Source organism: Lacibacter luteus, assembly GCF_004118265.1.
Taxonomy (GTDB): domain Bacteria; phylum Bacteroidota; class Bacteroidia; order Chitinophagales; family Chitinophagaceae; genus Lacibacter; species Lacibacter luteus.
In genome coordinates this window covers 163046-176476 of the sequence record NZ_SDHW01000002.1, presented here as the reverse complement: position 1 = coordinate 176476, position 13431 = coordinate 163046, and the positions used below count along the sequence as shown (strand labels likewise).

The following is a 13431-nucleotide window of genomic DNA, read 5'->3' as shown; positions in this document are numbered from 1 at the left end:
AGTAATTGATAAAGGAAAATGACCTAACCCGGTTTGTGATATGAAACAGGTATTGATTATACTGTTGGTAGTATTGTCGCAAAAACTTGTTGCACAGGATGACGGGCCTACGGCCGGTTCGGTATTGCGTTCGCTTTCGGGTGTGGATATGATCACGGGCAAAGTGATTGATGTGGAGTTCAAGCTGTCGAAAGATTATACTTTGTTTCATTTCTGGAGTTCGCAAAGCGACAGCAGCATCAACGATTTTACAATTCTGCTTGCACTCATCAAACAATACGACAATAAACTCACCGTGTACGGTTTTCCTTACGAAACAAAACAACAGGTGGCTGCTGCCAAACAAATGACAGTGAAGTACAAATTAAACTGGAGCCATCTGCTGCAATACAAACAAGCCGACAGGCAAGGCGCTGCAGTAATTGATGTACTGAAAGTAAATACGTTCCCCACTTACATGCTACTGGATAAAGAAGGAATGATACTGGTTCGTTCGAATGTATTGGCGGATGTGGAAGTGGTGTTGAAGCGGTTGGACTGAGCTTTGGCGCAAAGAAAGAAGCAGCAGAGGTTACGCTGAGGAAATCCTCTGCGTTTAACTCCTTAACTTATTTCTCTGCGGCGAAATTCAATAGCATTATGACTTCTTGAAAAGAGCAAGGTATTTTTTTGAGGATGCCAGAAATTCCTTTTCTGCATTATGCTTTTCATCATCTTCAAACCGGTTATGTCCCAAGCTTACTTCGTCAAACAACTTATCGTTCTTAAAGAAATACTTGCCAAGAAACCGATCATCTTTCGAAAACTTTCCTGTGGTTTCACCAGTAACGGCGTTGCGTTCATATACCAACTCCTCGTCTCTTACATATACCAGCTTTCCTGATAGAAAATAATAATCCATAATTACAACATAACTTGATAAGCCAACCCATTCTGTTATTCTGTAAACCGTTCCGTTCTTGTAATAAACAGTAAGGCTTGCTCCGTTATCGGTAACATGATCCATGAACTCCTCCTGTTCGTAAACTTTCTTTTGTAACGAACTGTCTTTATCGATAAGCTTGCAGGAGGATTCGATTTGCTTAGCCTGCACCGTAAGTTGGGCTATAGCTTTTCCGCAATTGAACAATAAGAATAGCATAAGGAACTGCTTCATCATTCAATAATTACTTTTTCTGCTTTTGTTAAATACGTTTTATCAATCGTAGCGCCAATACCCACTGCTTCATTAATCTCTACAAAACCATTTTCTATAAACTGCATACCACCAACAACCGGATCTTCTTTCAGCATCAGTGGTGTATCCAAATCGTAATGCACAATCAGGTCGCTGCTGTAAGCAAAATGCACCAAGGCAGTTATCGCTAATCGGCTTTCCATAAAACAACCCACCTGTAGTTTCAGGTTATGTGCTTTTGCAACTTCCACAATCTTCAACGCATGAAAAATACCGCCGCTTTTGCCCAGCTTTACATTAAAATAATCGCAGGCATTCAGTTTGGCTAAACGTTCCGCATCATGTTCATCAAAACAACTTTCATCGCTCATGATCTTGATGGGGCTGTTCTTTCTTACTTCAGATAATGCCATATAATTCCAACGTGCAATCGGTTCTTCGCAATGTTCAATGCCAAATTCTTTCAATGCCTGTAACGTCGCAATAGCTGTTTCCACACTCCAACCCTGGTTGGCATCAATACGCAACGGCAGTTCATGACCAATGGCTGCACGAATGGCTTTTATTCTTGCTACATCTTCTGTTGTTGTAGTGCCCAGTTTTACTTTAATGGAAGGAAAGCCTGCCGCTTTGTATTCCATTGCTTTGGCCGCCATCTTTTCGGGAGAGCCAAGCCCCACCGTCATATCAGTTGAAATAAGTTTGTCTTTTTTGCCGCCAAGGAATTTGTACAAAGGCAAACCGGCGTGTTGCGCTGCAATATCATACAAGGCCATATCAAACGCACTCTTAATGCTTTCGTTGCGGGTAATGATGCGGTCCATTGCTTTGGTACAGTCTTCTATCTGCAACGGATCTTTTCCTTTCAATGCTTTGGCCAGGTATTGTCCAACAATGAAACAGGTATCCATGCTTTCGCCGTTAATACTCATGTACGGACTGCATTCGCCCCAACCTTTGATGCCGGTATTTGTGTTGATGACAACAATGATGTTATCGGCATCGTACTGTGGTCCTAACGAAATAACAAAGGGCTGTTTTAAAGGAATGCTGAGTTTGTAAATTTCAATGGATGTGATCTGTAAGTTCATAACCGGTGTGTAAGATCGAAAAATGTATATGTAAATATATGCTTGTGAAATGGAATCGGTTACAGCTTCTTTTCTTTACCTGTATTCTGGTAAATGCTTGCAATTGATAAAAACCTTGCCTAATTTGTATGTCCGAATTTCATCTCACTATGGAAAATTACCGGTAAAAAACAACGCCGCAGGTGATCATACTGTTAGCAGCACCTCTTTCTCTATTCCTCATCTGACGGTTTACCTTTTTGGGAACGCAGTAATTCAACTTTAAAACAAACAGCAATGAAAAAACAGATTCTACTGATGTCTGCGTTGTTTTTATTCATCAATCTTGGATTGGTTTCCTGTAAGAAAGCGATTGATGAAAACGCTGCAAACAAAATGGATGCTCCTTTTCCTGAAAATGATCAATCGCTGATTGCGTTGCCTGGATCAACGGGTTTTCGTGCCGCCAATATTGCTGCACGAAACGATGACAAGTACAATACATTTTATGGTGCACAGGTACAGATCGGTAACGGACACATGCGGTCGTGGATCAACATTAATCATGCGGGTGTTCCTTTAGCAATTGGAATTGAAATGACAGGTGGTGCATTTGACAATCTGCCAACTGATCCAAACGATCATGCAGGTGCAACCTATCATTTAAAGCTGCATCAGAAAGCACATGCAGTAACAGCATTCGATCATATCATGATCAACTGGAATGTGCAGGGGCACGAACCTCCACCTATTTATGGCTTGCCGCATTTTGATATGCATTTTTATAAAGTAGGAATGGATGCGGTGATGAATATGACCGATCCTGCAAAATTCAACTTACTTCCGCCGCCGGGTTATATTCCTCCTGCTTATTTGTTTGCAGGCGGTGTGCCAATGATGGGATCGCACTGGGTTGATTTGATGTCGCCTGAGTTACAACCTCCAAACACTCCTAACTATACTGCGTTTACACATACGATGATCTATGGATCGTATGATGGCGATGTGATTTTTGTTGAACCAATGATTACAAGAGCGTTTTTATTATCGGGTGTAACCTTGCAGAAGTGGTACCGGCAACCAGATTTTTTTGATCCGGCAAATACCTACTATCCGCAGCGGTACAATATCTGGAAAAATGAAAAGAACGGAAGACATTATGTAGCACTTGATGAAATGGTTATGCGATAACGATTGATTACGGTCAAATAAAAAAGCCCGCTGTTCTGCAGCGGGCTTTTTTATTAAAAGCAAATTGATTTATTTTACCAGCTTCAACTCTTTAATCAGATTATCTGCGCCACCTAATTTATCGATGCACCAGAGTACATAACGGATATCAACACAAATGGTGCGGTTAAGGTCTTTATCAAATGCTAACTTATGGCTCAATGCTTCGTAGTTACCATCGAATGCCAGGCCAATCAATTCGCCATTGGCATTAATAACAGGCGAACCACTATTGCCGCCGGTAATATCGTTGGTGGTAATAAAACCGATTACGAGGTCGTTACGGCTTTTGTCTACATACTGACCGAAATCTTTTTTCTTCAGCAGTTCAATTTGTTTTGATGGCAGATCAAATTCATAATCGCCTGCTTTGTATTTTTCTAAAAGTCCTTTTGAAGTTGTAACAAAATCATACTTCACTGCATCTTTCGGCACATAGCTTTTTACATTACCGTACGATACACGCATGGTAAACGTAGCATCGGGGTACATCTTCTTCGCTTTTGCAGGATTCATTTCCATAATACCTTTCAGATACAAGCGACCAAGATCATTATTCTTAACAGTAAACTCTGTAAAGCGTGGCAGGAACTTTACATTCCAGTTTTTGGTGAATGCGCTGCCAATTGCAAACGCAGGATCTTCCTGCAGTTTCAAACCATCTGGATTAGCTGCAAACGCATTCCATTTTGCATCGTTTAAGATCATTGTATTTGCAAAAACAGAAGCAGCATATTTTTTCCAGGTAGCTTCATCTTTCAAATCGCCAAAGCTTGCTTTTACGCCTTCAAAGAAACTGATAGGATGCTGTTCTTTTGGAACAACGGCATAGTACATCATCAATGCAGAAGCAACAATTTTTTCATCGCTGACAGCATTGTGCTCAGCAAGAAAATTTTTGCGTGCTTCGGTTGCTGCATTTAAAGCAGTTGTTACGTCTTGCTTGGTTGCATTTGCTTTCAGTAATGCGGCTTCCAATTGAATAAGCGACGATGCAAATGCCAGCAATGGCGAACCATAAATACCTTCGAGCATGTAAACACGATGTTTGGCATAAGGACGCCATGCATCGTATGTTTTTTCCCACTCAGGAAAAACTGCTGAATAATCCTCTTTGCCATTTGACCATTTAATAAAATCGGCTTCAACTTTTTGCTTTTGTCCAAACACATCATACTTCAGCAACTGCTTTGTTTCTCCATCGTAAAACTTCCAGTAATTGGCAATACTTGCATAGCTGCTGGCGAGTTTTAATTTAATGGCTGGATCTTTCTGCATTTCGGTAAACATGTATTTCAAACGCATATCACGCAACTTCACCAATGTTGGGTTGTTGATGTCGGTTGAAAGTTTTACACCCAACGATGTTTCGTAGCGGTTGGTGCTGCCGGGGTAACCCCAGGTCATTGCAAAATCACCATCTTTCAATCCACGAATGGAAACAGGCAAAAAGTATTTTGGTTTTAAGGGAATGTTTTCTGCACTGAATTCGGCAGGTTTACCATCTTTTGAAGTGTACACACGAAACACGCTGAAGTCGCCGGTGTGGCGTGGCCATTCCCAGTTATCGGTATCGCCACCAAACTTACCAACGCTTTCCTGCGGTGTGCCCACCAAACGGATATCACGGTAACGCTGATAGATGAAAGCTAGAAACTGGTTGCCTTTAAACAACGGGCTTATGCGGCACTCGATCGATTGATCGGCAGCAGACAAGCGCTTATTGATAGCTGCTAACACGGCGGTTTGTTTATCAGCTCTTGCTTTGCCCATTAATGTACCCAACGAATCGTTTACTTCTTTTGTTACATCGGTAATACGTAAAAGAAACTGTACGGTAAGTGCTGTGCGGATTTCTTCATTATGATTTTTTGCATAAAAACCATCACGGAGGTAATTGTGATCAACAGTGGAGGCCGATGCAATAGCACCATAACCGCAATGGTGATTGGTAAAGATCAATCCTTTACTGCTTACAATTTCGCCGGTACAACCATTGCCAAAAATGATAATGGCATCTTTCAGCGAAGCTTTGTTAATGTCGTAGAGTTGCTGTGGGGTTAGCTTTAAGCCTTTCTTTTGCATATCGGCATACACCTGCTCACCAAGCAGTAAGGGTAGCCACATACCTTCATCGGCATAGCTGCGTAACAACGTAAATGTTACGATCATCGTTAAGAGAATCTTCTTCATGCTTTATAAAAGTTTATAGAAAAACAAACCTACGGAAAAACCATATTCGGGGAGCTGTTGTTCATCAGTCTTTGGCGGAAGCAGGTGGCTGTGGTGCCGGTTCTTTACTGGTGTTTTTCTCTTCCTGCAAAAATTGATTGGTATGGCAATTGTCGCCATCGCAGCAAGGCAATGCATTTGTACCACATACAGGACATTGATAGTGACCATGTACATGTACCAGTTGAACAATATGTCCACAGAAAAGACAATGCTGCATATAACTAACGGTAACCTACCCAGGTTCGGTTTCTTGCATCGAACAGGAAGTAGGTATTGTTACTGAAGCTGAAATTTAATTTATCGTTTACAATGGCATCGACAGGAAGTTTTAATTTCTGGTACATTAAACCATCTGCTTTGCTGTACAATTCAATTTCTTTTGTCTGCACATTCAGCAAACCGAACTCGGCATTGCTGATACCTGTATAAATAACGGTGGTGGTATTGTAATTGCTGAGTACTGCATTCGAATCAATTTTATAATCGGCAGGGGGCGGTGTTTTTTTGCTGTAACCAACTTTCAGCACAAAGGTTTTTGTTTTGTCTTCGGCACCGTTTGCTGCGTTGTACGAAACTACTGTTGAGCCTTTTAAAAAATGCACCAGGTTTTCCCGCATATTATATTGCCCAACCGAATTAGGAAAGGGTTGCAGCTGCCCTTTTGCAAACGGTTTTACATCGTACACAACGCCTGCATCATCCATTACATAAGTTACCCATCCACCATCGCCAAATAAATTACCCTGGAATGTTTTTAATGCCGGGTTGTACCAAAGTCCACGTACATCGGCCAGTAAAGCCAGATCGGGTGGCGACATCATTTCTCCAACTACATTAAAATAGGCCAGGCTATAGGTTTTATTACCCGCAACAGTTGCATAGAAATAACGATTCTTTCCATTTTGTGCAACTGTGCCTCCGTTATTACCAGGCCCTTTGGGCATTTTAAGTTCAATTGTTTTGCGCAACTGACGTACGGATTGGGCATTGCTGTTTACTGTAACAACAAAACTGCAAAGGAGTAAAAGAAAAATGTATTTCATATAACGGTTGTATGATGAAAACTAAATTACGAAATGAGCCATAATAAAATATTCATTTTATTACCAACCGAAATGAAAATTTTATTGTGGCGAACAACATGTGTCCAAAATCAAATAAAAATTAACACATGAAATGATGCTGCACTGCCTTGTTAAAAAATGAATCCAAACAATTCCATTAATAATGCAATGCTGATGTGTACCAGTAAACCGCCCCAGATACTTTTACTGTTGAAGGCAATACTGCCAAGCAGCAAACCGCCAAAGAAACTGCTTACAGCTTCCATCATGGGTTTGCCTAGGTGGATAGAAAAATAGAACAATGCAACGGGTAAAATACATTGGCGGCCCATAGCTTTTGCTAATGCAATGATGAGAAAACCACGAAAGAAAAATTCAATGGTAAAAAAATCGGAAGCGTATGCCACTTCAAACAAAAAATAATGCAACGGATGCACAGCAGTACCTAACTGTTTTTGAACAACAGCAGCTTTAGGATATACAGCAGCAAAATCGCTTTGCAAGGATGCCCATAGCAGCAATGGCAGCATACAGGCAATCAACAAAAAATAAATGCGCAGTGATTGTGTTTTACGGCTTCCGTACAAACCCGATCTTCCTTCGAGTAAACGATGAACAAGAAGCAGAAGCGAAAGGATAAGTACAACTCCGCCTGCCCAGTTCATTGGTTGAAGAAATGCATTATGGTAAGCAGCGGGTATATTTCCAGGCAAAAGGAGATAGAAGGGAGCTATTACTTTCAATGCAAATAATACAGGTGCAACAGTAAACACAAACTGCACCCGTTTGTTTTGCGTAAAACGAAAACCGCTTTCGATGAATAAGCCTGCAAAGAAAAAGAAAAAGAAAAGCAGACTGTACCAGCAAAGCGAAAACAAGAACGGTTGATTCCTGATCCATAACGGAAAGCTGCTGTAATAATTAACAGCACAGGCAAGTGCAATAATAAAAAAGCAGACAACGTATTTTTTATACGATGCAGGTTGTAACAGATCGGCAGCGGTAATGGTTATGAGTTTTCGCAATGTTGAATGTTAGCGATGCGAAAGATACTGTACAGCGTTTATGCATTCAACTTCTGCCACAGAATATCTTTCAGCTCTGTTAAGCCTTGTCCGGTTACAGCCGAAATAAATACATGCGGTACATTCTTAGGCAATTCTTTTGTAATTGCAGCTTTCAGTTCATCGTCCAGCATATCGCTTTTGCTGATGGCAACAATGAAATCTTTCTGCAGCATTTCAGGATTGTATTCTTCCAGCTCGTTTACAAGAATTTCAAACTCTTTTTTGTGATCGTTACTGTCTGCAGGAATTAAAAACAACAATACCGCATTACGTTCAATATGGCGAAGGAAACGATGACCAAGACCTCTGCCTTCGGCCGCACCTTCAATAATACCGGGTAAGTCGGCAATGCAAAAGCTTTTTCCCTCACGATATTCTACCATGCCCAACTGCGGTACCAATGTTGTAAATGCATAATCGGCAATTTTTGGTTTTGCTGCAGTAATAGAAGAAAGCAAAGTTGATTTTCCTGCGTTGGGGAAACCTACCAAACCAACATCAGCAAGTACTTTTAATTCGAGAAGTTTCCAGCCCTCAACGCCGGGTTCGCCTGGTTGTGCATGTTCGGGAACCTGGTTTGTTGGTGTTGCAAAATGACTGTTGCCCAAACCGCCACGGCCACCACGCATAAAAACTATTTCCTGTCCATCTTCCAGTATTTCGGCTTGTACTTCTCCTGTTTCTTCATCACGTGCAATAGTACCAAGCGGCACTTCAATGATGATATCTTTTCCATCACGCCCCGTCATATTGTTTTTGCCACCCGGAGCACCATTTTCTGCCAAAACATTCTTGTAATAACGTAAGTGCAGCAAAGTCCAGAGCTGCGAATTACCACGCAGAATAATGTGTGCACCACGGCCACCATCGCCACCATCGGGACCACCTTTAGCAGTAAGTTTATTACGCATAAAGTGCTTAATACCTGCACCACCATGCCCGCTACGACAGAATACCCGTATGTAATCAATAAAGTTCTTTTCCATGCTGGCGGCAAAGATAGTTTTTATGCGCCGAGCAACAGCATTTCTGTTTGGTTGTTGTTGTCTGTCTTCAGTAGCAGTAGAAAATAGCACTTTTTACATGTAGACAAAGCAGACATTGCAGATTAATTAATTTTCAGAAAATATTGAAAATACAAAAACTAATGTTTAGCTTTGAACTGTTAAGCAAAAACACAGCGTATGAACAGCGTCGCTTACATCATCTACCTCTTGCTTACTTATTTTATTACGGTTCACGTGGGTTTGCGTTTTTACCGCAACGGCCGCATTTACATATTGGGTTTGCTGGATGGTAACGAGGAGCTTACCGATTTTATTAATAAACTGTTGCTGGTTGGGTATTACCTGCTCAATCTTGGATATGCTGCATTAATGATCAATTTGTGGCAAAACATAACAAGTTGGCTACAGTTGTTCGAAAGCGTTTTTATAATGACGGGCCGCATCATGCTTACACTTGCGTTGATTCATTTTTTTAATATGCTGGTTATTTACCTTATCCGTAAACGGCAGCAAATTTCCCTTCACTCAAAAAAATAAATGTTATGAACACATCATTCAACTTTACAGCTTACTTAATTTATCTGCCTGTTGTAATTGCATTAACCTGGTATGTAGCGCATATACTTTTTAAAAACAGCAAAGCGTTTATGCTCGATATTTTTAATGGTAAAGAAGACATTGCATTAAGCACAAACAAACTTTTTGAAACAGGCTTTTACCTTCTTAACGTTGGTTTTGCATTAACCATAATGGAAATTGCAAGTGATATTGTTGATAGCCGGGGCATGTTGGAAACACTCAGTTATAAAATAGGCGGCTTTAGCATTTACCTGGGCATTATGCTTTTCTTTAACCTGTACCTGTTCTTCAGAGGCCGCAGAATTTCAAGAGAAAGAAGCCGTGTGGCAGCGAACTTTACTGTCGAAAGCGGTTTTCGTAAATAAAGTATAATAAAACAAGTCCTCCAAAATGAGGGCTTGTTTTATTTTTTCCAGTTATTATACAAATGTTCCTGGGCCGGCCGTTCGGCCGGTATCTCGTGCAAGGGTTCGCATAGTTCCCATTCGGTGAACATATTGGCAGGCAATGATTGATATAGCTGCGTTCCTTTTGTTTTCCACGCAATCATTTCATCACTTACTTCTTTTATTTTTTTTGCGGGGTTGCCTACAATTAAACTTCTTGGTTCAAACAGGTCGCCTTCCTTAATAAAGCTTAATGCACCTACAATACATTCATCACCTAACTGTACATTATCCATCACCACACTGTTCATACCTATTAAACAATTACGGCCAATAGTTGCACCATGTATCACTGCACCATGACCAATATGTGCAGCCTCTTTCAATAATACCGTAACACCGGGAAACATATGTATCGTGCAGTTTTCCTGCACATTGCACCCATCTTCTAAAATAATACCACCCCAATCGCCACGCAAAGCAGCGCCCGGGCCAATGTAACAATGTTTGCCAATGATTACGTTACCTGTTACTGCAGCCTGTGGATGTACAAAGGATGTTTCGTGTACAACAGGAATAAAACCTTTGAAAGAATAGATCATAAAAAATGAAGTTCGGCCAAATGTAAAAATCAATTTGCGGATGCTTGTTGTTTCGCTCTCTTCTTTCTGCCCACAATACCACGAATTACAAAGAATAAGCCTGCAATAATTCCGGCCAACCCAAGTATGGCTACTACCCAGGCTGCTGCTTCTGCACCATTACATGAAAGCGTGCAGGCAAGTAAAGCCAAACCATATAAAAGAAGTATTGCAACAGCTACAGTTAGCACAATAAGAAGAATTTTTACCCATGGTTTCATTCCTTCTTCATCAGCTATTGCCTTTTTAAACTGTTTCTTCAGTTGTTTTTTTAACTGCCGGCTTTCTTTTTTTGTTTTGTTTTTTTCATTTTCAACAGAAACAGGTTGGTTGTCAATTATGCTTACAGCCTGTGTTGTGCCGGAGATGGGGATATATAAATTAGCAGTACGGGACTGGTTGCCATAAAAACAAATAATGCAGAACGTACAAATGCCTATTGCAAATTGAAATAATTTCTTTTGATAGTACGATGCCTTTTTTCGGTAGCAGATGTATAAAACCACAACCAGTATTGCTACAGAATTAATGAAAGACGGAGAGAGTTCTACCTGAACATCCCAAAGCAGTGCGCCGGTTAAATAGGCAAGAATGTTAAGCGGAATGTAAAGCAGAATAATAATAATTCGGGCTGCAGCTACATGATGGCGTGCCCAATAAGATACCTGTTTCATAATGTGAAGTTTTAAAGCGGGCATCTTAAAATAAAAAAAAGCTTTTGTATTTGCAATGATGCTTACAAAACTAGTGGTTTGCCTGTGCGGTAGCAGGTTCCTTTAAACTGTGCCACCAAATGATCGTTTTGGTTAAAGATGGAAATATGATACAAACCTGTAGACCGGCCATTGTGCAACTCCTTGGCTTCGGCAACTAGTTCATCGCCGGGATGTACCGGTTTAATAAAGTTGATAGAAGTATCTAAAGCAACAGACAAATTATTGCGATTGTTACAGGCAAAGGCAAATGCACTATCGGCCAGTGAAAAAGCAATGCCACCATGTACAATGCCAAAGCCATTGAGCATTTCTTCACGAACCGTCATTTTTATTTTACTGTACCCTTCTTTAATTTCTATAACTGAAATGCCCAGCCATTGGCTAAAGCGATCGTTTTGCATCATGTGCTCCACTACTTTTTCGGGATGGTTGCTCATATAACAAGATTAAAATTTATAATAACGATCAAGAAATTTTCTGCTGCTAACGAATATAAATGTATTTCATATTGAGCTATGGTAAAAAGCGTGGCATTATTTTTTTATGCGCCGCTAAGTGCTTACAGCATGTATGCTAAGTAATTTGTGGTTAACTGTAGTATTTATGCGGGCTGATTATTGACAATTACACTATAAGTGAAAATGACCGGGTAAACTACTTTTATCGCCTGATAGGAGTACGTTATTTTAAAGAATCCAAATCCTTAAACCAGATGAAAAATCTTTTTGTGATATTGTTTTGTGTGTGCGGCACTGTGTTACATGCACAAATAGGCATCGGCACAACTTCGCCAACATCCACATTAGATATACGAGGCTCGTTAGCGTTGAATTACCGCTCATTCACCGCTTCAACAACAGCTGCATCAACAGATAATAATTTGTTGTTTACAGGTACTTCTGCCGCAACACTTACCTTGCCCGATGCAACCGGCTGTGCAGGCAGAACTTATACAATTAAAAACGTTAGTACAACAAGCCCTTTACCGGTGCTTACTGTTTCCACTACTTCGTCGCAAACTATTGATGGTGGTTCATCATGGTTGCTGAATGATACAAAAGAAGTGCTTACAGTTATAAGCGATGGATCTAACTGGAATGTTATAAGCTCTGGTGTTAGTAAAACAAGAAACAATTACGTTTTGGTACAGTCTGTATCAGACTTTCCTGCGCCTGTGTCGGGTATTATTACACTGGCTGCGGGTACAACTTATGAAATAAATGGTACGATCTATTTAACCAGTAAGATCAATCTTAATGGCTGTTATCTTGTAGGTATGGATGCCAATAACGATAAACTGATTTACACTCCGGGCAGTGGCGAACTTTTTACCGGTACAAAAGGCGGTACTGTAAAAACATTAACACTTGCTGCCATAACTACCGGCGCAAAACTTTTCAACTTAGATATGGGAGCAACCGAGAATCTTGTTTTCAGAGATAATGTAGTTGCAAGTTGTAAAGATGTTGGCCTTGTGAAAGGCGGTTATATTGTATTCTTCAGTGTTGTAAATTATTCCGGCAATATAAACGGAATTACCTACCAGGATGTAAGCAATCTGTTGCTTGATAATACTGCATGGTTTGCAACCAACAGTAATACCTACGAAAAACTGGTGGGTAGTTTTACAATGATTGAAAAACTGGGTGGCTTCAGTAATGCGGTAAGTACAAATTCTGCTGTAGGACTCGACGTATCGGGCGTAACAACCATTAGTGATGCCGCTACTTTTAAGAATACCGCCATGATGGGAACAGGTACACGAGTAAATGGAAGTTTTTCCGGTAAATGGGAAGTAGAGTGTCCTGGTATTACAACGGAGAAAGATGATGTTGCCACAGGTAATCTTTATTTGACCTCAACTGCATCAACAACATTTTCGGGCACAAACGTGCCAACAAAAGTATTGGGTACAACCACTTCAGCAGGATTGTTCAGAGTTAGCACGTCGGGCAATAACCGTTTGATTTATGACGGTATTAAAACACGTCGTTTTTCGGTGGTGGCTTCTGTGAGTGTAACCTCTACTTCAGCAAATAAATATTTCTCCTTTTATATTTATAAGAATGGCGTAAAGCTTCCTGAATCGGAACAGGCCATGCGTTTGTCAACCGGTGTAGATAAAGGATCGCTAACGATCACTTGCACCGTGCAGCTCACCACCAACGATTATATTGAAGTGTGGGCCGCTAATACATCGGACAACAGCAGCATGACTGTTGAAACAATGAACATTGCCATTAAATAAGCAGAATCAAT

General features: G+C 40.6%; 15 protein-coding genes. 5 read left to right on the top strand and 10 right to left on the bottom strand.

Features of this window, described 5'->3' with window-relative positions; genetic code table 11:
• Window positions 1–40: 40 nt before the first annotated feature.
• Complete coding sequence (locus ESA94_RS08350; protein ID WP_129130431.1) at window positions 41–541, top strand: TlpA family protein disulfide reductase; 501 nt, start codon at window positions 41–43, stop codon at window positions 539–541.
• A gap of 96 nt (window positions 542–637) precedes the next feature.
• On the opposite strand, the gene ESA94_RS08345 is transcribed toward ESA94_RS08350, so the two are convergent.
• Entirely contained in the window at window positions 638–1141 is a 504-nt protein-coding gene (locus tag ESA94_RS08345; RefSeq protein WP_164972677.1) for a hypothetical protein, read from the bottom strand.
• Between the two features lie 14 nt (window positions 1142–1155).
• On the bottom strand, window positions 1156–2268 hold the full coding sequence (locus tag ESA94_RS08340; RefSeq protein WP_129130429.1) for a mandelate racemase/muconate lactonizing enzyme family protein: 1113 nt from the start codon (window positions 2266–2268) through the stop codon (window positions 1156–1158).
• A gap of 276 nt (window positions 2269–2544) precedes the next feature.
• Here ESA94_RS08340 and ESA94_RS08335 point away from each other — a divergent pair, with 276 nt between their 5' ends.
• A complete protein-coding gene (locus ESA94_RS08335; protein ID WP_129130428.1) occupies window positions 2545–3438 on the top strand; it encodes a DUF5602 domain-containing protein in 894 nt (297 codons plus the stop codon).
• Between the two features lie 69 nt (window positions 3439–3507).
• Here ESA94_RS08335 and ESA94_RS08330 read toward each other — a convergent pair whose 3' ends face one another.
• The 5 genes from ESA94_RS08330 to obgE form a co-directional block, all read right to left on the bottom strand.
• A complete protein-coding gene (locus ESA94_RS08330; protein WP_129130427.1) occupies window positions 3508–5670 on the bottom strand; it encodes a S46 family peptidase in 2163 nt (720 codons plus the stop codon).
• A gap of 64 nt (window positions 5671–5734) precedes the next feature.
• Entirely contained in the window at window positions 5735–5929 is a 195-nt protein-coding gene (locus ESA94_RS08325) for a hypothetical protein (protein WP_129130426.1), read from the bottom strand.
• A gap of 4 nt (window positions 5930–5933) precedes the next feature.
• A complete protein-coding gene (locus ESA94_RS08320; RefSeq protein ID WP_129130425.1) occupies window positions 5934–6755 on the bottom strand; it encodes a hypothetical protein in 822 nt (273 codons plus the stop codon).
• A gap of 152 nt (window positions 6756–6907) precedes the next feature.
• Window positions 6908–7801: a CPBP family intramembrane glutamic endopeptidase gene (locus ESA94_RS08315; protein WP_129130424.1), complete on the bottom strand. Its 894-nt coding sequence runs from the start codon at window positions 7799–7801 to the stop codon at window positions 6908–6910.
• 38 nt (window positions 7802–7839) lie between these two features.
• Window positions 7840–8829, bottom strand: coding sequence for a GTPase ObgE (gene obgE, locus ESA94_RS08310; RefSeq protein WP_129130423.1), 990 nt, complete (start codon window positions 8827–8829; stop codon window positions 7840–7842).
• 198 nt (window positions 8830–9027) lie between these two features.
• Between obgE and ESA94_RS08305 the strand changes: the two genes are divergently transcribed.
• Both ESA94_RS08305 and ESA94_RS08300 read left to right on the top strand, forming a co-directional pair.
• Window positions 9028–9387: a hypothetical protein gene (locus ESA94_RS08305; RefSeq protein ID WP_129130422.1), complete on the top strand. Its 360-nt coding sequence runs from the start codon at window positions 9028–9030 to the stop codon at window positions 9385–9387.
• Between the two features lie 5 nt (window positions 9388–9392).
• Window positions 9393–9794, top strand: a complete 402-nt coding sequence (locus ESA94_RS08300; protein WP_129130421.1) for a hypothetical protein — start codon at window positions 9393–9395, stop codon at window positions 9792–9794.
• 38 nt (window positions 9795–9832) lie between these two features.
• Here ESA94_RS08300 and ESA94_RS08295 read toward each other — a convergent pair whose 3' ends face one another.
• From ESA94_RS08295 to paaI, 3 genes are all read right to left on the bottom strand, one after another.
• On the bottom strand, window positions 9833–10417 hold the full coding sequence (locus tag ESA94_RS08295; RefSeq protein WP_129130420.1) for an acyltransferase: 585 nt from the start codon (window positions 10415–10417) through the stop codon (window positions 9833–9835).
• Between the two features lie 29 nt (window positions 10418–10446).
• Window positions 10447–11130, bottom strand: a complete 684-nt coding sequence (locus ESA94_RS08290; protein ID WP_129130419.1) for a hypothetical protein — start codon at window positions 11128–11130, stop codon at window positions 10447–10449.
• A 62-nt stretch (window positions 11131–11192) separates the two neighbouring features.
• On the bottom strand, window positions 11193–11609 hold the full coding sequence (gene paaI, locus ESA94_RS08285) for a hydroxyphenylacetyl-CoA thioesterase PaaI (protein WP_129130418.1): 417 nt from the start codon (window positions 11607–11609) through the stop codon (window positions 11193–11195).
• Between the two features lie 275 nt (window positions 11610–11884).
• Between paaI and ESA94_RS08280 the strand changes: the two genes are divergently transcribed.
• Window positions 11885–13420: a hypothetical protein gene (locus ESA94_RS08280; protein WP_129130417.1), complete on the top strand. Its 1536-nt coding sequence runs from the start codon at window positions 11885–11887 to the stop codon at window positions 13418–13420.
• Window positions 13421–13431: the final 11 nt, after the last annotated feature.

Bases quoted from the DNA above. Each gene is read 5' to 3' on its own strand.
- ESA94_RS08325 (WP_129130426.1), bottom strand. From the start codon at position 5,929: ATGCAGCATTGTCTTTTCTGTGGACATATTGTTCAACTGGTACATGTA.
- ESA94_RS08295 (WP_129130420.1), bottom strand. From the start codon at position 10,417: ATGATCTATTCTTTCAAAGGTTTTATTCCTGTTGTACACGAAACATCC.
- ESA94_RS08320 (WP_129130425.1), bottom strand. From the start codon at position 6,755: ATGAAATACATTTTTCTTTTACTCCTTTGCAGTTTTGTTGTTACAGTA.
- ESA94_RS08330 (WP_129130427.1), bottom strand. From the start codon at position 5,670: ATGAAGAAGATTCTCTTAACGATGATCGTAACATTTACGTTGTTACGC.
- paaI (WP_129130418.1), bottom strand. From the start codon at position 11,609: ATGAGCAACCATCCCGAAAAAGTAGTGGAGCACATGATGCAAAACGAT.
- ESA94_RS08300 (WP_129130421.1), top strand. From the start codon at position 9,393: ATGAACACATCATTCAACTTTACAGCTTACTTAATTTATCTGCCTGTT.
- ESA94_RS08335 (WP_129130428.1), top strand. From the start codon at position 2,545: ATGAAAAAACAGATTCTACTGATGTCTGCGTTGTTTTTATTCATCAAT.
- ESA94_RS08280 (WP_129130417.1), top strand. From the start codon at position 11,885: ATGAAAAATCTTTTTGTGATATTGTTTTGTGTGTGCGGCACTGTGTTA.
- ESA94_RS08305 (WP_129130422.1), top strand. From the start codon at position 9,028: ATGAACAGCGTCGCTTACATCATCTACCTCTTGCTTACTTATTTTATT.
- ESA94_RS08350 (WP_129130431.1), top strand. From the start codon at position 41: ATGAAACAGGTATTGATTATACTGTTGGTAGTATTGTCGCAAAAACTT.
- ESA94_RS08340 (WP_129130429.1), bottom strand. From the start codon at position 2,268: ATGAACTTACAGATCACATCCATTGAAATTTACAAACTCAGCATTCCT.
- ESA94_RS08345 (WP_164972677.1), bottom strand. From the start codon at position 1,141: ATGCTATTCTTATTGTTCAATTGCGGAAAAGCTATAGCCCAACTTACG.
- obgE (WP_129130423.1), bottom strand. From the start codon at position 8,829: ATGGAAAAGAACTTTATTGATTACATACGGGTATTCTGTCGTAGCGGG.
- ESA94_RS08290 (WP_129130419.1), bottom strand. From the start codon at position 11,130: ATGAAACAGGTATCTTATTGGGCACGCCATCATGTAGCTGCAGCCCGA.